General features: G+C 27.7%; 16 protein-coding genes. 8 read left to right on the forward strand and 8 right to left on the reverse strand.

The window, feature by feature from the left end; genetic code table 11:
* Position 1 precedes the first annotated feature (1 nt).
* Positions 2 to 2,161 carry an anaerobic ribonucleoside-triphosphate reductase gene (nrdD, locus tag BR82_RS0100500; RefSeq protein ID WP_027088535.1) on the reverse strand — a complete coding sequence of 720 codons (2,160 nt, stop codon included), beginning with the start codon at positions 2,159 to 2,161 and terminating at the stop codon, positions 2 to 4.
* 344 nt (positions 2,162 to 2,505) lie between these two features.
* Here nrdD and BR82_RS0100505 point away from each other — a divergent pair, with 344 nt between their 5' ends.
* Positions 2,506 to 3,186 (forward strand): PIG-L family deacetylase, encoded by a 681-nt coding sequence (locus tag BR82_RS0100505; protein WP_027088536.1) that lies wholly within the window; start codon positions 2,506 to 2,508, stop codon positions 3,184 to 3,186.
* 317 nt (positions 3,187 to 3,503) lie between these two features.
* On the opposite strand, the gene BR82_RS0100510 is transcribed toward BR82_RS0100505, so the two are convergent.
* The 4 genes from BR82_RS0100510 to BR82_RS0100525 all read right to left on the reverse strand — a co-directional run bounded on the left by BR82_RS0100510 (position 3,504) and on the right by BR82_RS0100525 (position 8,169).
* The gene (locus BR82_RS0100510) at positions 3,504 to 4,349 is read right to left on the reverse strand and encodes a hypothetical protein (protein WP_027088537.1); all 846 of its coding nucleotides are present in this window, start codon (positions 4,347 to 4,349) and stop codon (positions 3,504 to 3,506) included.
* A 71-nt stretch (positions 4,350 to 4,420) separates the two neighbouring features.
* Positions 4,421 to 5,365: a glycosyltransferase family 2 protein gene (locus BR82_RS0100515; RefSeq protein ID WP_027088538.1), complete on the reverse strand. Its 945-nt coding sequence runs from the start codon at positions 5,363 to 5,365 to the stop codon at positions 4,421 to 4,423.
* Positions 5,352 to 5,759 (reverse strand): GtrA family protein, encoded by a 408-nt coding sequence (locus BR82_RS0100520; protein WP_027088539.1) that lies wholly within the window; start codon positions 5,757 to 5,759, stop codon positions 5,352 to 5,354. The genes BR82_RS0100515 and BR82_RS0100520 overlap by 14 nt, the downstream gene beginning before the upstream one ends.
* Positions 5,731 to 8,169, reverse strand: a complete 2,439-nt coding sequence (locus tag BR82_RS0100525) for a YfhO family protein (RefSeq protein ID WP_027088540.1) — start codon at positions 8,167 to 8,169, stop codon at positions 5,731 to 5,733. The genes BR82_RS0100520 and BR82_RS0100525 overlap by 29 nt, the downstream gene beginning before the upstream one ends.
* Before the next feature lie 140 nt (positions 8,170 to 8,309).
* Between BR82_RS0100525 and BR82_RS0100530 the strand changes: the two genes are divergently transcribed.
* Genes BR82_RS0100530 through BR82_RS0100540 form a run of 3 tightly spaced genes read left to right on the forward strand, consistent with a single transcriptional unit; the run spans position 8,310 to position 10,879 of the window.
* On the forward strand, positions 8,310 to 9,011 hold the full coding sequence (locus tag BR82_RS0100530) for a response regulator transcription factor (protein ID WP_024721358.1): 702 nt from the start codon (positions 8,310 to 8,312) through the stop codon (positions 9,009 to 9,011).
* On the forward strand, positions 9,004 to 10,326 hold the full coding sequence (locus BR82_RS0100535) for a HAMP domain-containing sensor histidine kinase (protein ID WP_027088541.1): 1,323 nt from the start codon (positions 9,004 to 9,006) through the stop codon (positions 10,324 to 10,326). The genes BR82_RS0100530 and BR82_RS0100535 overlap by 8 nt, the downstream gene beginning before the upstream one ends.
* Before the next feature lie 40 nt (positions 10,327 to 10,366).
* Positions 10,367 to 10,879: a dUTP diphosphatase gene (locus BR82_RS0100540; RefSeq protein ID WP_024721360.1), complete on the forward strand. Its 513-nt coding sequence runs from the start codon at positions 10,367 to 10,369 to the stop codon at positions 10,877 to 10,879.
* 194 nt (positions 10,880 to 11,073) lie between these two features.
* Here the strand turns inward: BR82_RS0100540 and BR82_RS0100545 are convergent, their stop codons facing one another.
* Positions 11,074 to 11,769 carry a LytTR family DNA-binding domain-containing protein gene (locus tag BR82_RS0100545; protein WP_027088542.1) on the reverse strand — a complete coding sequence of 232 codons (696 nt, stop codon included), beginning with the start codon at positions 11,767 to 11,769 and terminating at the stop codon, positions 11,074 to 11,076.
* 195 nt (positions 11,770 to 11,964) lie between these two features.
* On the opposite strand from BR82_RS0100545, the gene BR82_RS0100550 reads away from it, so the two are divergent.
* The 3 genes from BR82_RS0100550 to BR82_RS0100560 are packed head-to-tail and all read left to right on the forward strand — an operon-like array spanning position 11,965 to position 16,052.
* Positions 11,965 to 12,357, forward strand: coding sequence for a hypothetical protein (locus BR82_RS0100550; protein ID WP_027088543.1), 393 nt, complete (start codon positions 11,965 to 11,967; stop codon positions 12,355 to 12,357).
* Positions 12,358 to 12,409: 52 nt separating this feature from the next.
* Positions 12,410 to 14,389, forward strand: a complete 1,980-nt coding sequence (locus BR82_RS0100555; RefSeq protein ID WP_027088544.1) for an ATP-binding cassette domain-containing protein — start codon at positions 12,410 to 12,412, stop codon at positions 14,387 to 14,389.
* Positions 14,382 to 16,052 (forward strand): ATP-binding cassette domain-containing protein, encoded by a 1,671-nt coding sequence (locus tag BR82_RS0100560; RefSeq protein ID WP_027088545.1) that lies wholly within the window; start codon positions 14,382 to 14,384, stop codon positions 16,050 to 16,052. The genes BR82_RS0100555 and BR82_RS0100560 overlap by 8 nt, the downstream gene beginning before the upstream one ends.
* 23 nt (positions 16,053 to 16,075) lie before the next feature.
* On the opposite strand, the gene BR82_RS0100565 is transcribed toward BR82_RS0100560, so the two are convergent.
* Both BR82_RS0100565 and BR82_RS0100570 read right to left on the reverse strand, forming a co-directional pair.
* Complete coding sequence (locus BR82_RS0100565) at positions 16,076 to 17,851, reverse strand: ABC transporter ATP-binding protein (RefSeq protein WP_027088546.1); 1,776 nt, start codon at positions 17,849 to 17,851, stop codon at positions 16,076 to 16,078.
* A complete protein-coding gene (locus BR82_RS0100570) occupies positions 17,844 to 19,574 on the reverse strand; it encodes an ABC transporter ATP-binding protein (protein ID WP_027088547.1) in 1,731 nt (576 codons plus the stop codon). Before BR82_RS0100570 ends, BR82_RS0100565 begins: the two co-directional genes overlap by 8 nt.
* Before the next feature lie 83 nt (positions 19,575 to 19,657).
* On the opposite strand from BR82_RS0100570, the gene BR82_RS0100575 reads away from it, so the two are divergent.
* Positions 19,658 to 20,479: a MerR family transcriptional regulator gene (locus tag BR82_RS0100575; protein ID WP_027088548.1), complete on the forward strand. Its 822-nt coding sequence runs from the start codon at positions 19,658 to 19,660 to the stop codon at positions 20,477 to 20,479.
* Positions 20,480 to 20,642 lie beyond the last annotated feature (163 nt).

Genomic DNA, 20,642 nt, shown 5'->3' on the forward strand with positions numbered 1-20,642 from the left:
ATTATTCCTCATATAAATGGTTATCTAAATGAACAAAACGTTCAGCAATTTCTTGAGTTCTTCCTTGATTCCAGAAATTATCACCTAGATATCCACATGTCCGACGACATACATTTAATGTCTTATGATTACGATTGCCACAATTTGGACAATACCATTCACGATTTTCATCTAATAAAATTTCACCATCAAAACCACATTCTTGACAATAATCAGATTTAGTATTGATTTCTGCATATTGAATCGTTTCATACATATAATCGATCAAAGCAGAAAGGGCATCTAAATTTTCTGACATATTAGTTACTTCAACATAACTGATTGCCCCTCCAGAAGAAACTTTTTGAAATTTAGCTTCCACTTCTAATTTTTCAAAAGCATCAATATGTTCTTTTACATTAACATGATATGAATTAGTTAAATAATCTTTATCCGTAATTCCTTCAATAATTCCAAAACGTTTTTTCAAGGCTTTCGCAAAAGTATATGTAGTCGATTCTGCTGGTGTTCCATACAATCCAAAACCAAGACCTGTTTCTTCCTTCCAGCTGTCACAAGCTTCTCTTAAACGTTCCATGATCTTAGTAGCTAACTCATTACCTTCTTTTGAAGTATGAGTTTGCCCTATCAATGCCACAACACATTCATATAATCCTATATAGCCAAGAGAAATCGTTGAATAACCATTTTCTAATAATTTATCAATTTTTTCTCCTGATTTCAAACGGGCTAAAGCTCCATAACGCCAATGAATCGGACTTACATCAGCTAATGTTCCTTTCAAGCTTTCGTGACGTAATAATAAAGCTTCTTTACATAATTCTAATCTTTCATCTAAAATTTTCCAGAAATTATCAAGTTTATGATTAGCAGATAATCCAGCATCCGCTAAATTTAAAGTAACGACTCCCTGATTAAAACGTCCATACCACTTATATTCACCGTTTTCATCTTTCCAAGGCGATAAAAAGCTTCGACATCCCATACATGGAAATACTTGTCCTTCATAATTTTCTCTCATAACTTTAGCCGAAATAAAATCTGGCATCATCCGTTTAGAAACACATTTAACCGCTAAATCAGTCAAATAACGATATTCACTATCTTGAGGGACATTATTATCATCTAACACATATAACAGTTTTGGAAAAGCTGGTGTTACATAAGCTCCAACTGGATTTTTCATCCCAACATAGCGTTGCCGTAATGTTTCTTCAATAAGCATTGCTGTTTCTTTGATATATTCTGGTTCTTCTTTTAAATACATAAATACTGACAAAAATGGTGCTTGACCATTAGTAGTAGAAAATGTATTAATTTGATACTGAATTGTTTGGATTCCTGCCTTTATTTCATCTTTTAATCTTGTATTGGCAATTTTTTCTACTTGCTCATCAGTATATTCAATACCGATCAAACGTCCTTCATGACGAACATTACGTTGATGTTTTTCATAACTTATTCTAACATATGGTGATAAATGTGCTAAAGAAATCGTCTGACCACCATATTGACCATTGGCCACCTGCTGAACGATTTGTGTCGCCACTGTACATGCTGTTTGTAATGATTTTGGTGTTTCAATCAATTTATCATTAATTACTGTTCCATGAGCAAACATATCTTTTAAGTTTACTAAATCACAATTATGCATTTTTTGAATGTAATAATCCATATCATGAAAATGAATGATTCCATCATCATGAGCTTGTACGATTTTCGGAGGCAAAAGTAGTCTACGACAATAATCTTTAGAAAATTCACCAGCAATCAAATCTCTTTGCGTTGCTAAAACAGTTGCATCTTTATTAGAATTTTCTTCCATTGCCTCTTTATTAGTTTGATTTACGATTCCATAAATTTCATTATCAATTGTATTAGTTTCACGTTGAAATTCTCTTACTTTGCGATAACCTTCATACGCTTTTGCAGTTAAAATCTGACCTTTTTCAATCAATTTTTCAAAAACTTGTCCTTCAATACGATAAATTGAAATATTATTTCCATCATATTTATGCCAATCTTCTATTTCTACTGCAATATCATGAGCACATTTTTCATCAACGATGCCACTTCCACATTTCATTGCTTTTAATATCGCATTTTCGATCTTCTCAGCGTTAAATTCAACTTTTTGTCCATCTCTTTTTACTACTTTCATACTACCTTTTCCCTCCTAAAAATTCTATATCCATCGTATCAAAAAATAACCAAATATAAAAATAATATGCACCATTACTAGCATCTTATCTTCAAACAATTACTAATTATAACTGAAATCACAACGAATTTCTTCAATTTTAGAAAATTAGTAAATAAAAATTCAAACTCATTCATTCCTCAATAATTTACATTGTTGCTTTTTCCTAAAACAACCAAATATCTATTTAAACCAACGAAAGAGATTTTAACAATTATATCTAAATAAATCAATATTTAGATAATCTTAAGTTCTTTTAAGAAAGCTTTTATTTTATTAATTCATTATCATGTTAAAATTAAAACATGAAAAAAATTATCGTTATCTGTTTAATATTACTTTGCGGCTGTACAAATGCTAGTGTTAAAATACAGCAAATAAAAAATAAAGATTTATTTGATAAATTTAATATTTCTAATTATCAAAATATTATGATCGCAGCACATCCTGATGATGAAACAATTTGGGGAGGTGGCCATCTTTTACAAGATGATTATCTTGTAATTTGCTTAACTAATGGAAATAATCAGATTCGTGCTAAAGAATTCGAGAAAGTTATGAATCAAAGTCATAATACTGGGATTATTCTTGATTATCCTGATAAAACTAATGGTAAACGTGATAACTGGAAAAAAGTTTATCATGAAATTGAAGCTGATTTAAATTACATATTAGCTAATCATTCCTTTTCAACAATCGTTACCCATAACCCCCAAGGTGAATACGGCCATGAGCATCATAAAATGACTAGTACTATTGTTACAAATATCGTTAAAAATTTAAAAATCACTAATAATTTATTTTATTTTGGTCGTTACTATAAAAAAAGCAATCCTATTTTACCAATGAAATATACTTATGATGATAATTTATTAATACAAAAAAATCAGCTGATTTCTAATTATCGCTCTCAGAAGAAAGTATGTGATAATCTAAGTCATATGTTCCCATATGAAAATTGGATCAGTTATAATGACTGGCATTAAAGTATATTTTTTACTTAATATCTTTTTAAATGAATAAAAAGTCTAAATTATTAATTCTTAGTATATGCTAAGTAAAATAATATTTAGACTTTTTTGTTACAGTAAACTAGAATTTTGTTGCATTCTATTGTCGCAAGTTTTTTATTTAATTACTTAACACGTTTGTATTATGTAATTATTTTTTCCAAAAACATTACATACATTCTGTCGAAAAAAGCTATTATAAATATTATATTTTTCCTGCCCTTAAACCATAATAATATCATCTATTATTATGAGCAATAATATCATTAAAAAAGAGTGCTACTTTATAACACTCAATAATAATTACGATCATATGTAGGATATTTACGCTTTAAAATCATATAAACAATAATCAACACGACACCTATTACACCACAAATCAAGCCTGAAAAATGTAAACTGTCGACAGGAATATCAATACTCATACCTAATACTCTCATTCCAATAGTGAATTCCATGGCATTAACTACTAAAGGTAAGAATAAGCCAATGATTATTCCTGAACTCAATGAACTAATTCCACTATATAAAGTCCATTTAAAATATGATTTATTAACCACCCCTAATAATACAATAATAACTATTAAACTAATTATACAAGCCACTCTAGTAAAAGTATCACTTAAAGTACTATATGTTTTAATAAACTGTTTTGTTCCTGGGGTTGCTGTCTGAATCTTTTCCACTGTGCTTTTTATCTTATTTTGTAATGTACTGTCTTCATCAGCTAATTTAGTTTGAATTTTATCTATTTGTTCTTGGGGAATTTCTTTTCCAATTGCTTCTTCGATTTCAGGAATACTTTTATCTAGAGCATCTGATAATTGTGATAAAATTTCATCCGTCTTCACTTCTCTGCCATTATTTATAGATTCTGTAATCTGATCTAATAAATCACCAGTAACATTATTTAATGTATCATTATTTTTGATTACATCTTCAACTTTATCAATAGTTTCATTACTAACATCTGGAAATGTACTATTTAAAATTTCTTTAATTCCAGTGCTTGCCTCTTGAACAACAACTGCATTAGTTACTGTTTTTGTCGACATTGTTCGAATTGATAAATTTACACATAATATTATAGTTACCCCCACCATAATAACTGTTAAAAGTATATTTAAAAATTTTTTCATTTTATATACCTCCATATCCTCTAATCTAATTATAATTCCTTTTATTCTATAAGTCAAAAAAGGATTTCTCTTTAATTATATTCCTGTTTACGATTACTATCTTTAACTATATAAATAGGTCGTGCTTTATTTTCCATATAGTCTTTAGACACATACTCTCCTATTATAGCAATCAGTAGCATTTGTGTCCCGCTTAGAAACAAAATTAAACAAACTATTGTTGTATAACCACTAACACTATTTCCAAATAATAAAGTTGATATGGCGGTATAAAGAGATAAAATTATTGATCCAATAAATAGAAATACTCCAAAAACTCCTGCTAATTTTAGTGGTGCTGTAGAAAAAGAAAACATTCCTTCTAAAGCATAAGAAAATAAACTTTTAAAATTCCACTTTGTACATCCCGCAGCTCTTTCGACATTATTAAAGGGAATCCATTTAGTTTCAAAACCAACATAAGAAAATAGACCTTTCATATAACGATTATATTCCCTTATTTTTAAAATCGAATTTACCATCAATCTACTCATCATCCTAAAATCACCAGCGCCATCTGACATATCCAATTTTGACAAACGCTGCATAACTTTATAAAAAGATTTACTTAAAAAATTACGTAAAGCGCCTTCTCCTTCGCGATCCATCCGTTTTCCAGCACAGCAATCATATCCTTCTTGACTAACGGCCTGATACATTGGAGCTAATAATTTAGGCGGATGCTGGAGATCAGCATCCATAATAACACAATAATCACCTGCAGATTTTTCTAGCCCTGCAAACATTGCCGCCTCTTTTCCGAAATTACGAGAAAAAGAATAGTAACTACAATGATCATCTATAGCACAAATATCTTTCAATAAACTGATCGTATGATCACTACTGCCATCATCAATAAATAAGATTTCATAGTCAATATTTTCAATTTTTTCCAACTCTTTAGTTACTTCTTGATGAAATAATGGTAAGACCTCTTCTTCATTATAACAAGGAACAATAACACTAATTTTGTCCATATTCATGATCCCCTCTCACTGCAAAAATACTAAATTTGCATAAACTATAATTTGAAATAACAGTAATTATACTAACGACTATTTTAGAGAGCAGCTCATTAGCTCCCAATAGCTGGATGAACCCAAACAATAAGACACTTTCAACGATTAATGTTCCTAAACGCATTGCAAAGAAATGATAAGCTTCCCTTCCCGCTTCATTAATACTTTTAAAAACAAAACGCTTATTAGCCCAAAATGCAAAAATTACTGCCCCGATCCATGAAACAACATTTGCAATCAACCAGTTTTGATTAATGATCTTAATAACGAACCAATAAATAACAAAATTAACCATGGTTGTACAACCACCTACAAACACATAACTAATCAATTCTTTTAACTCTTTTTTCATCCTGCCATCTCCCTTGAAAAACTAATAAAATAATTCCTAAACAACTTATTAAAAGGCTAGCATTTTTCATCGGAGCATTAAACATAATTGTAACTTGATGTTTTCCTTTAGATATTTTTGCCCCTAAAAAAGCCTTATTAACGCATTCATTTTTTACTTCTTTACCATCAATTAATATTTTATAACCATCTTGATAAACAAATGAGGTTACAAGATAGCCATCTTCTTTTACATCGATCATGCCTTTTGCAAGCGTATTTCTTTGATTATATTCACCTTTAAAAGCATCAATTTCCTGATTACGGTTTTTTATAACATCATAATCGATTACATGAATCTTTATATTAGATAAGTCATATCGTCCTTTTGAAAATTCAATCGCTAATTTATCTAATCTTTCATTTTGACTTAATACATATGTAAAATGATCATTATGATTAGGGTATGGAGCACTCATTGCTGATAATTTATTTTTGATGCCATTGATCGTAATACTTGTATCTGTATTTTTTATCAATTTCACTTTCTTTAAATCAAACTCAATAATTAAAATCTTATTTTCTAAATTCTGCTCAAGACTTAATACCAGCTCAGATTTTTTCTTTGTATTTATACGATAACCATTATCTAACTTAATTATCCCTAAATCGTCACTTTTATTATTAATTGTTGTTTTTAAATCAATTGATTCTACTTTACTTTGATAATCACTTCGATCAGTTTTTACAATTGTGTTATTATAAATCGTATCTAGTGTTTTCGGAAAAGTTAATTTATCAAACTCATCTTCACCATAAATATCACTTGAAGCATATATTAATGGTAATACATCATTATTTTGATACACATGATTTTCTATTTCTTGATAACCGATAGGAACGATCGTTTCACTATATATTGTTTTTACTGCCATCAGTCCTTGAAAAAATATATTTGAATTAGATAAACACGCAACTCTATTTCGGATACTTATCGGATTATTAATAATATCATAATAAAATTGGTTATATCGCGAATTACTGATTGAACTATAAATAGAAGTTCTAAAAATATTATCTTTTACCTGATTTACGGTATTTAAAGACTCTTTAAAAATATCTGTTCGACTATCATTATCATATTTAAGATTATTTATTTTAGAGACCTGTTGATATGTCGTAGTTGTAACAAAATTTTCGGTCTGATTATCAAAATAACTTATAATAAGGGGAAATGTCATTAATAACAAAACTTTAGATTTTGTAAATTTTAAATATAATAACAAAGCTATCATACATGCTGCCATATCCAAAACAACTAACGGCTGTCGATAAATTGTTACTACTGGTAAAAGTAATAAAATAATTATCTTGAAATCCAGCTTTATTGAATTTTGTTTAAAATATTGTAATACATAAATAGTTAAATATATTATTAAAGGAATTAGGGGTATTAAAATCTTTGCTCTGGGATATAAAAAACCATTTAAAACAAATGAAAAAACGGGAATAAACAAAAGTAATAATAGCCAGATACTTAAATAACGAACTTTTTTGATTTTTAATCCCAATATCAATCCTATCCAGGCAAAATAACCAAGTCCACATCCATAATGATCATACAATAATGATTCAAAATTAAATCTTGGAATCAATAAACTCCCTATATTTATTGACGTATTGCTGCTTTGATGATTTTCAAGCATTACATATGCGGTAGGCAACAGTAAAACAGCACAAATCATTATTCCTATTATTAAGGGCCTGATAAAGAAAAGTACTTCTTTAAAACTTAATTTTCTTTCAAGTCTTATCATTTCAAAACAATAATAACTAAAAATCACTAATAAAGCAGCAATACTAAAAAAATAACTATTTGTAATTATTCCTACAACTGCCACGATCAACAGACTTACTTTCTTTTTTTCAATATATATATCAACTGCTATTAACGCTAAAATCAACATTGCCATATAATCAACAAACATTATTTGGCGATGACTTTGAAAAAGCAAAGAAGAAGATAGTAATGTAACTGCACCAGTTAAACATAACCAAATATTAAATTGCTTACGTTTTAACCAGTAATAGCATAAATTAACACTTAAAACTATATTAATTAGCATATAGGTAATTATTATATCTTTCATTTCTACTGACGGTAATAGACAACTAATTAATACATCTATTCTGAATAAACCATAATAAGATAAATTATAAATATTTTGTCCAGCACCAATGTTAAAAGCAAAGTCAGGAAAAATCGTTTTGTTTTCTAACATTACATTTCTAATGTAATCAGCCAGATTAACATGTTGCGAAAGCCAATCTGTATTAGAACCAAAGATACTTAAAGAAGGCATAATAAAATAAACTATCAATATAGCTAAACATGTTAAAAATATAAACGGATAAACATTTCTTCTTTTCATTACAATCTTCTCCTGTTTAGTATTATCTACCATATTCCTTAAGAACAGCCTAAAGAACATCTAAATATTTCTTAATTTTTGGTTTATTAATTTCTTAATAATCAATATAATGTATAATAAATACGAAAGTTGGTGAATATATGATAAATAATAAAATTTTAATTGCTGATGATAATCCTGAGATTCGAGAAGTTCTAAATGTACTTTTATCTAGTGAAGGTTATGAAGTTATTGAAGCTAAAGATGGTCAAGAAGTAATTAACTTAATTGATGCTGATATTGATTTATATATTCTTGATATTATGATGCCTGTTATAAATGGTTATCAAGCATGTATCGAAATTCGTAAAAAATCAAATGCTCCTATTTTATTTTTAACAGCTAAAACTCAAGAAAGTGACAAAACCCTTGGTTTTTCTAGTGGTGGCGATGATTATCTTTCAAAACCCTTTTCTTACAATGAACTAACAACAAGAGTTAAAGCATTATTAAGAAGATATTATATCTATCAAGGAAAAGTTGATAAATATAATATGACTGAAAATAAAATCATATACAACAATATAGTTATTGATCCTAATAACGAAACCGTATTTTTAGATAATAAACAAATCGAATTAACATATATTGAATATCAAATTCTGTATCTGCTTTTAAGTAATCGCAAACATATATACTCTACCCAGGCTCTTTATGAAAAAATTTGGAATGAACCATATTACTACAGTGCTAATAATACTATCATGGTCCATATTCGTAATTTGCGAAAAAAGATCGAAAGCGACCCTCAAAATCCTAAAATAATTAAAACTATCTGGGGTAAAGGTTATCGTTGTGATTAAGCATTTTTTTAATAAACTTAGTATTCAAATAAGTGCTGTAATTATTTTATTAGGTACTCTTGCAATCGTTGTATTTTGTTTGTTGTATATGGCAAGAGAAAATTTTTTTGAATTCACTCAGGATTTGGGAATTATTTCTGAAAATACTGAGGCTTATGCAATCAATATTGAAAATCAACTAATTGATAATAATGTATCGATCAATGATGTTGAAGAAATAGACAAAATTATTGGTACTAGTGAGATTTATAGTGTAAATCTTTATAATAAAGCTGATAATCTTGCTATAACGGGATCTTTTGCAACTATGCTTGATAATTTATTTATTGGTTATACTGTTTATGACACTGATATCATCTATGATGGTGATGAATATCATACTGATATTCAATTAAAAGATGGTAATGTTGAAATGTATGTGTATTCTTATGCAATCGCAAAACTTGTTATCCCTTATCTTGTATTTTCAATTATCATTGCCTTAGCTGTTTTTTTAATTCCTACATATTTATTTATAAAACGAAAAGTTCATTATATTGAGAATTTAAAAAACGATGTTACATATATGTCCCAAGGGGATCTTAATCATCCAATTTTGATAAATAGTAATGATGAAATTGGTGAGCTGTCTGAGCAAATCAATAATCTTCGTCTAATCTTAAAAGATAATTTTGCTACTGAGGAAGCAAATCGCAAAGCTAATTATGAGCTCGTAACAGCTCTGTCTCATGACATTCGAACACCATTAACATCATTGATGGGATATTTAGATATTATTAGACTTAAAAAATACAGAAATGATGAACAGTATAATTTATATCTTAATAATTCAATCGATAAAGTTAATCAGATCAATGAACTAGCAAATAAAATGTTTGAGTATTTTCTTGTTTTTAGTAAAGAACAGGATGCAGAATTAACAAAAATGTCTTTAGGTGTGATTTATGAATACATGATTGAAAATATTGATGTATTAAATGAACATGGTTTTATTATTGAAAAAACTTTAGAACCAAGAGATGCATTTATTCGTGGTAACATTAATTTGATCAAAAGAATTATTAATAATATTTTTTCAAATCTGTTAAAATATGCAAATATTAATCAGCCGGTTTATATAAAAATGACCACTGATGAAAATAATTTAAAACTAGTATTTAAAAATCAAAAGAAAAATACGACTAATTATATTGAAAGTAATCAAATCGGATTAAGAAGTGTCCAGCAAATGTTAAAAATTCATGATGGTTCTTTTATGGTTGTTGATGATGAAAATACTTTTAATGTTACGATTACAATTCCTTTGATGAAATAATTAGTGTATAATGATGATATATTTTAATTGAGGTGAACATATGCAAACAATCGCAAAATTTGAAAAAGTATCAGTTAAACAGTTTTTAAATGATTTTAAAGACAGTTTTCCTGAGTATCATGAAACAACAATAAATGAAATTTATGATTCATTGACATTGCCAAAAAGAGCTACAGTAGGCTCAGCCGGATATGATTTTTATACTCCGATCGATTTTATTTTAAAACCTAATGAAACTATCAAAATTCCTACTGGAATTAGAGTTTCTATTAATGAAGGCTGGTTTTTAGCAATCTTCCCAAGAAGTGGTTTAGGCTTTAAATATCGTTTACAATTAAACAACACTGTCGGGATAATTGACAGTGACTACTATTATAGTGATAATGAAGGTCATATTTTTATTAAGATCACTAATGATAGTAATGAAAATAAAACGGTGGAAATAAAAAAAGGACAAGGATTTGCCCAAGGAATATTTATGCCTTTTGGTATTTGTGAAGATGACGATACTGATCAACAGCGTAATGGTGGCTTCGGTTCAACAACTAAATAATGTAACAGTACAATTTAAGTACTGTTTTTTATTATAAACAAAAAATGGATAGACTTCTTTAAATCGGTTCTTTCTTACTTTAGGGTAAACATTAAAAAAAGATTTCTTAAATGATTATTAAATATGATCATTTTTTGAAATCTCTTTTTTTAACTACCCATTATCGAGTAAGAACCTTTAAATCAACCTACTGTTTATTTCTTTAAATATTCATCAATAAATGTATAAATTTCTTTTGATCTTGAATGAGCAATTTCAAAAGTTTGATATGTTTCATTGGTTTTAACCACGATTTGATAATGATTATATCTTAATATATGTTTTAAATTAACGATACTATCACGATTAACCATAATGAAACATGAATTTAATTTCTTATAAATATCTTTTAATGTCTTTTCCATTAATCGCTCTTCTTTATTGGTAAATAGATATATTTTCCGATCAAGCATTTTAATATATTTAATATTTTTTTGTTTAAATAAAGTACTATTATTTCCAGCTGTTTTCAAACTAACATATTCCCTAATAAGAAGCTTGAAACAATCTTTAATATCTTTAAGCAATAATTTATCAATATCTTTTATGTCAATAAAATCATAAACATTAAGAAAATAAGAATTGTATCTTTTATATTTATCATTAGAAATAAAAATAATAATTATTTCTTTATTAAAAAAATAAAGTTCTTTAGCGATATTAGCTCCTGTACAACTAAAATCATCTAAATCGATTATTACTATTTCATAATTCTTTTTTTCATCTACTAATTCATCTAATTTAGATATTTTAAAAATTCGATAATCATAGTTTTCTTTAAATAATTCTTTTGAAATAAAATTATGAATAGCTTGATTCATCAGTTTTGATAATACTGCGATATTTATCATTTTTAATGCCCTCTCCCATATTTTTAAACATCATTTTTCTCTTTTTAAACATATAATTATATAATTTATAAAAATTATAATATAATACAAGTATCTAACAAGTGACAAATGTCATATAATTACAATAGTTTTTATTCACTACAATACACTAATTATGAACAACTATAAATCATGGGGAAAGGATAAAGATATATTATGAAAAAATTTAAAAATATTTGTTTTATAACTATTTTAGTATTATTAGTATTTACTGGATTTAATGTTTGCCAAATAAATGCCCAAACTAAATCAACCGAAAAATTCCATGCTATTTGGGATGCTTTGCATACTGCCAGAATGACATTAACAGCCTCTGGGGGAACAAAGTTTACTAATGCCAGCTATAAAGAAGAACTATCAATAGAAACTTTATTTAAAAATAAATCAGGTGCAAAAATATCTTCTGACGGAAAATCAGCTTATATCTCATATACTTTTTATGCAACATGTACTGACAAGATTGGTAAAAAACATGTATATGAAGAACCTACATCTTTAAGAGTTTATTGGTCTAATCCAAATTATCAATCAGTAACAGAAACTGAATAAAATTAAATAGTTGTTCATAATTGGGTATCTATACTTAGAAAGAGGGATTCTAATGATTAAATTAGATAATATAAAAATTAAGTATAATAACAATGTTATTATCAAACAAGGAAGCATCTCATTGTTTAATGGTGAAATTACTTGTATTAGCGGTAAATCTGGTTGTGGTAAAACATCATTATTATATTTGATTGGCTTACTTACAACAGAACAAAATTATTCTTATTATCTCGATGATCAATTGATCGATCTTCACGATAATAAGAAAATTGAATTAATCAGACAAAATAAAATAGGTTTCATTTTACAAGATAATACGATTCTTGAAGATTTATCAGTGATTGATAACATCTTTTTTCATAATAATGATAATAAATTAGCTAATGAGTTATTATCATATTTTGATCTTATAACTAAAAAAGATGTTTATCCTAAAAATTTATCAACTGGTGAAAAAAGACGTTTATCAATATGTATTGCCTTAGCTAAAGAACCAGCAATTCTTATTGGTGATGAAATAACTGCTTCACTAGATCCTGAGCAAAAAAATAATGTTTTTCAAAAGTTAAAACATTATGCTTTAGAAAATAATATTTGTGTTGTTCTTGCTTCTCATGATGATATGATCATCAATAATTGTAATCATCTTTATGAAATTAGAAATCAAGAAATTATTGAATTAAGACATGTTTCATTATCAAAACCAGCTGTTTCAAAAAATAAAGATCATGTCTACGATCTTAAAAAATATTTAAAAGCATATCAGAAAAAACATTATTTTAACTATCTTATTTCAACCTTTTTGATTGCTCTAGCATTATTAATGTGCAGTGCTATTACCTCAACCTTTCATGCCATCGAAACTGATTTCAACCAAACTTTTGATACTTTATCACCTAAAAAAATTGGTATCGTTAAATTAAATGAAGAAGAGCTTAAAAACCGTGAAGAATCACCGCAATCTTATGAAAATGATGTTCCCTACATTAGAGAATCATGGACAACGTTAACTGATAAAGAGATTCAAGCTATTGAAGACCTTAAAAACGTTGAAAATATCTATCCTTATTATGAATTGGAATATCGTATTGGTACAGTCTATATAAATAATAAATCATTTATTTTTCCAGAAAATACAATAGTTTCTTTACAACCATATTACCAAAATGAAAGCAGTTATGATTATCGAGATGATGGTATATATATAAGTCAGAGATTTGCCGATGATTTTAATATTAAAGTTAATGATACTATCAAAATCCCTTTAACAGCAGGAATTGCTCAAAATATTGATTCTTCTGTAGATAAAATTATCTTGGAAACAAAAGTAATTGGAATTAAAAAAGACGATACTACTATTGTCAGTAGAAGTGAAAATTCAGAACATGTATTATTATTAAGCCCTTACTATTTAAAAATCAGTGATAAACAATTTTATGATTTGTATCAACAGCTTACCCCGACATTACCACCGACAGGATCTTATATTATTTTTGCAACTAAAAATGAATATGTTCCTACAATTATAAATAATCTAAAAAAAACCTTTAATGAAGGTGAAATAGCTTATACTTATCCAATTTATAAAGAAATGGAAACAATGAAACAAAACCAATTGGGTACTGAATACTTAGTGGAAATTACTGTCAGTGTAATGATTATTGGGTTATTGACTCTTATTAAATATATTCAATTAAAAAATCGTCAAAACGAATTAAATATGTTAAGAGCCAATGGTATTTCTAATAAAAAAATAATATCGGCTTTTTGTCAGGAATCATTGATTCAAAGTTTAAAAGTACTAGCAATAACAATGATCATCTATATTTTTATTTCTTTACCAAATCTATTTTTAGAGATTAAATTTCCTAATCTATTAATAGAGTTATCTTTATATGCTCGTCTATCAACATATGATCTAATAATTCTAATTATAGTCGCTATTCTTTCCTTTACCGCTCCAACATATCTTGTTCTTCGCACAATCTTGAAAAAAGATATTACAACATTATTAAGGGAAACTTATGATTAAAATTGAAAATATTGATCTTGCTTATGACCAGACATTAATCAAAGATGGTCGATTATTATTAAATGAAGGACAAATTACTGTGCTTAGCGGAAATAGCGGCTGTGGTAAAACCACATTACTATACTTAGTTGGATTAATTAATACTAATTGGCAGTGTGATTATTATTTCTATGATAAAAAAATTAATTTACGAGATGAGCAGAATAACAGTTTATTAAGAAGATATTATATTAGTAATGTTCTTCAAGAATTTGATTTACTTGATGATCTTAAAATAGATGAAGTACTTAAATCATTATCTTTATTAGCAAACCAAAAATACGATCCTGATGAGATTACAAATTTACTTTTACAACTTGATCTCGATATAAACTTAAATACTCTTATAAAAAATCTTTCTACTGGGCAAAAACAACGTCTTAATCTTTTATTTGCCCTAATAAAAAAACCAAAATTATTAATTCTTGATGAACCAACAAGTGCTCTTGATAAAGAAAATACTAAACTTTTTATCAAGATTCTAAAAGAAATCACAATTAAAAATAATTTAATTGTAGTTATTGCCAGTCATGATCAACAGATAATTGATAATAGTGATGTAGTTTACCAAATTCAAGATCAACACTTAAAATGTCTTAATCATGTTAATGAAATCCCCTCTACTTTAATTTATCAGAATGGATCAATTATTCCCTTTTTAAAAAATTACATTATTAATCACTTAAAAAGTAAACAATGTATGATCCTTTTACTTACAATTACATTGATTATTAATATTTGTATAATTTTCCAAACATATTTTGAATCCATACAAAATAAACAGTTAGAAAATATTATTTTAATGGGCGGTAATGAATGTCTTTTAACAAAATCCGACAATTCTAAAATAAATAATTCTGAATTATTAAAATTTAAAAAACAGTATCGTTATTTAAAAGCTTATCCCTATACTAAAATAAAAACAACGCTCGAAGATAATACCACAGTTACTTTGATTCCCTATTTTCCTGAACAAGATAGATTTACTGATGGTTTCTACGCCACATCTAAAGTATATGATAAAATGAAGAATAAAAAATTTTTCACAGTTAATGTCTATGACAAAACAATTGTTATTAATAATTTAAAAAAATATCAATTTTCTCAAGATAAAATCATTTACTTAGATAATAATCTAATCAATGAATATCTAACCAATGATCAACACCTTCTTATCTTTACAAATCCTGAAGATGTATTAGCTGTTTGTAAAAACAGTACTTATGAATGTACCCCTTTATTAAATAATTTAGATAGTCTATTACATCATTATCATAGTACTGGTATTTATTTAAATTTGATTTTAGGTTTAATTTATGCCCTTTCAACAGTATTATCATACATTATTCAGTTTCAACTGCTTTATCACACCCAAAAAAGATTAACTTTATTTAAAGTACACGGTTTATCAATTAAACAATCTAATTTAATCCATATAATTATTTTATTTTTACAATATTTATCAATTACCATAATATCATTATTTATTTTATCTTTCTTTACTAACCTTTTAAATTCATTATTAAAAATTTGTATTTGTCTTATCATTACAATAATAATTCCCCATATTTTTATAATTTATAAGTTGACTAATAAAAAAATAATAGCCACAATAAGAAACTAAAAAGACTCATTTCGAGTCTTTTATTAATTATTTACAAACTGTGAATTATATAGTTTTTCATACACCCCCTGTTTAGCTAATAATTCCTCATGCGTCCCTTGTTCTACAATATCGCCATTATTGATTACTAAAATTAAATCCGCACTTTTTATCGTTGATAACCGATGGGCGATAACAAAACTTGTTCTACCTTTCATAACTGTTTGCATTGCCTCTTGTAGCATTTTTTCTAAGCGAGTATCTACTGATGAGGTTGCCTCATCTAAAATTAAAATTTGAGGATCTTTTAAAATAGCTCGCGCAATCGTCAATAACTGTTTTTCACCCTGAGAAATGTTATTTGCTTCTTCATTAATATATGCATTATAACCATCAGGTAAAGTCCGAATAAAATGATGAACATTCGCCATTTTAGCTGCTTTGATTATTTCATCTTTACGGGCATCTAAACGACCATAGCGAATATTATCATAAATAGTTCCCGAATATAACCAAGTATCTTGCAGCACCATTCCAAACATTGCCCGCAGTTCATTTCGTGGTAAATCTCGTATATCAATGCCATCAATCTTGATACTACCGCCTTTAACATCATAAAAACGTAATAATAGATTGATAATCGTCGTTTTACCAGCACCTGTAGGACCAACAATTGCTACCATTTGTCCTTTTTTTATCTGGACATTTAAATCTTTCATCAAATTTTCTTCATAATAACCAAATTGAACATGTTCAAAACTTACATCTCCCTGTACTTGATCAAGATGTTTAGGCAAATCAGCCTCTGGTACTTCTTCATTTTCATCAAGTAATTCAATAACTCTTCCTAGTGCTGCAAAAGCTGATTGAATTTGTGATGATAAACTAGAAATCTGTGATAAGGGATCATTGATTTGCCAAATATAACGAATAAATGCTTGTAATTGCCCAACTTGAAATGTTCCTGCAATTACCTCAATCGTTCCAACTACGGCTATTGCTCCGATAGCTAAATATGTAACTAATGAATTTAGTGGGGCAATAGTTGATGAAACAAATTGTGCTTTAAAAGCATTTGCTTTCAAGTTTTCATTAATACTTTCAAATTTTTCAATCGATTCCATTTGTTGATTATATAATAGAATTTCATTATACCCCGTATACATTTCTGTTATCGCACTATTTAATTCACCTAAAGCATCCTGTTGATTTTTAAATAATTTTTGACTTTTTCTAACTATTAATTTTGTTACTAATAGCGATAAAGGAATGATCATCGTTCCAATCAATGCCATTTTAAAATTAAGCATATACATCATACTCAACGCTAAAATAAGCGTTAATATCCCACTGACAATTTGCGTAAAACTTTGTTGTAAGGCATTTGAAATAGCATCGACATCATTTGTAATCCGACTTAAAACATCACCATAATGATGATTATCAAAATATCTTACTGGTAATTTACGAATTTTATTTTGTAAAGCATTACGAAGATCTTCCATTGTATGTTGAATTGCATTAGTTAAAAATACTGCTGATATCATTTGTGAAACAGTCTTGATAATGTAAATGATTGCTAGAGTGATGATTATTTTAATAATTATATCAAAACTAATTGTTATATTTGTCAAGTTACTGCTTTTAGCTACATCACTAGCTAATTGCGTTGTTATTTTTCCCTCAAAAGATGGAGCTAAAGCAATCGAAATATTAAAAGCAAAAATCATTATGATTGCAATAACAAATTGCCATTTATAGGGTCTAATATATGGTAAGAGTCCTTTTAAACTCTTTTTCAAACTATATTTATTATTCATAATTTAATTCCTCCTCACTTAATTGAGAAGTTGCAATCTCATAGTAAATTTGACACTCTTTTAATAATTGATGATGTGTTCCCTGCCCAACTACTTTTCCTTCATTTAAAACAATAATTTGATCAGCATCCATAATACTGGAAATTCTCTGGGCCACAACTAACATGATCGATTCACTTAGTTCTTTTTTCAATTCTTTTCTTAAAACCGCATCCGTTTTAAAATCTAAAGCCGAAAAGGAATCATCAAAAATATAAATTTGGGCTTTTCTCACTAATGCTCTAGCAATACTTAATCGCTGTTTTTGACCACCTGAAACATTAGTAGCACCTTCACTTATAGGCTCATTAAAACCATTTTTTTTATCCATAATAAATGAATAAGCCTGAGCTACTTTAGCTGCATGAATAACTTCTTCATCAGTAGCATCTTTTTTACCAAAGCGAATATTATCTGCAATACTACCACTAAAAAGTACTGCTTTTTGGGGAATCACCCCTAATTTATCACGTAGTTGTAAAACATCATAATCTCGAATATCTTTTCCATTAATTTTTATTCTTCCTTTACTTACATCATAAAATCTTGGAATTAAATTAACTAACGTACTTTTACCTGAACCTGTGCTGCCAATAAATGCCACTACTTCTCCTTTTTTAGCTTTAAAAGACACATCATATAATACAGGTTCCTCACCATCAGGATATACAAAAGTAACATGATCAAATTCGATACTTACTTCATCATTAGAGTTATCATCAACAGGATTATTTTTTATTGATGGTTCCAAATTAAGCACTTCTTCAATTCGCTTAGCTGACACTTCTGCTCGTGGATACATCATAAAAACTGTACAAAAAAGCATAATTGAAAACATCGCATGAAATAAATAATCCATAAAAGCAACAAGCTGACCAATTTCTAAAGAACCACTAGAAATCAGATGTGCTGCTACCCAATATATTGACATCCCCGCAATATTCATCAGCATAAAGAAAATTGGCTGGGTCATGATCATAATTTTAAATAATTTCTTTGAATATTTAGTAAAATGATAATTAGTTTCCTCAAAACGTTTTTGTTCATACGAATCATTGTTAAATGCCCTAATTACCCTGATTCCACTAAGATTTTCTCTAGAAATGCGATTTAAATCATCTAATGAATGCTGTTGATTTTCAGAAATAGGCTTAGTTATTTTCGCAACTAAAAAAACTCCTAAAATAATGATAGGAATCGTTGCAGCAATAATATACGATAAGCGAAGCGATGCTTGAGCAGTCATAATAAAACTAAAAATGAACATAATTGGCGTCATTAACGCTGTTCTAAGCAATACATTTACAAACTGCTGTATCTGAAATGCATCGTTATTCGTTCTTGTAATCATTGAAGATGTTCCTATTTGATTAAATTCATTAGCTGTAAATTGTTGTACTTTTTTAAAAACATCATTTCTAATATCACGTGTAATTGAAGTTGAAATTTTAGCACAGCAATAACCTAAAGCAATAGTTCCACCCACACCGATAAAAGAAACTAAAGCAATGCAGCCACCCATCATATAGATAAAGCTTGTGTCTTTATTAGTAATTCCAACATCTATCATTGTTGCTACAATGGTCGGAATTCCTAATTCAACTAAAACAAATCCAAAAACTGAAATCACGTTAAAAAAGAACAGTAATTTATAGTTTTTTAGATATCTTAAAATTAATTTCATTTCTTTCTCCTTTCATTGTATTGTGAAGCAACTAATTTAATGATAAACTATAAGGTAACCTTATAGTCAAGGAGGATCAGTAAATGAAAGAGAAATTATTAAGTTGTGGTACTTTTGCTAAAATATGCGGTGTTCAAAAACATGTTTTATTTCATTATGATGAAATAGGTCTTTTTAAGCCTATTTATGTTAATGATAAAGGCTATCGTTATTATTCATATCGTCAATACGACACTTTTAAAGTAATCATAGCTTTAAAAACGCTTGGGATGTCCTTAAAAGATATTCAGATCTACCTTAATGAACGTACTCCTGAATTATTTTTAGAACTCTTGAAACAGCAGGAAAATAAATTAATAGAATATATTAATGAGATGCAGCATATTCATGAATTAATTAAAAGTTACCAAACTTTTACTACTGATGCATTAAATTCTAACTATGAAGAAATTAAAATCGAATATTTAAAAGAAAATAAACTACTCTTATCCGCTAATCTCGAAAATACTACATCTAGAGATTTTGCTTCATTCATGAACGATTACACATCCTTTATTGAAAAACATCAAATAATTACTGGTGAATTTGTTGGTGTGATAATGACACTAGATAATATTCGTAGTAATAATCTTAATAATTATTCTTATCTTTTTACTACTACAAATAATTCTTCACAACAAGTTTTTGTTAAAAAGGCTGGTTATTATTTATGTGGATATCATCACGGTAGTGAAGATAAGTTATATGATTCATATTCACGAATGTTAGAATATGCAAAAAATCATAATATTACTTTAGGTAAATACGCTTTTGAAGAGTATATTATTTCTGATATTTGTGAAAGATCTAAAGATAATTATTTAACTAGAATTACAATTGAAATAATAACTACAAAAAATAAATAATTCAATCTAAAAAGCTGTAATTTTAGATAATAAAATCACAGCTTTTTATCTTTTTCATTATTTTTTCTTTGATCGCGCGGAATAAAAACTCTTATCTCTTCTTCATTGTACGAAATCGCACCTACGGTACTCTTTCGTACAATAGGTGTGAAACTAACGTTTT

It is taken from the genome of Thomasclavelia saccharogumia DSM 17460 (assembly GCF_000686665.1).
Classification (GTDB): Bacteria; Bacillota_I; Bacilli_A; order Erysipelotrichales; family Coprobacillaceae; genus Thomasclavelia; species Thomasclavelia saccharogumia.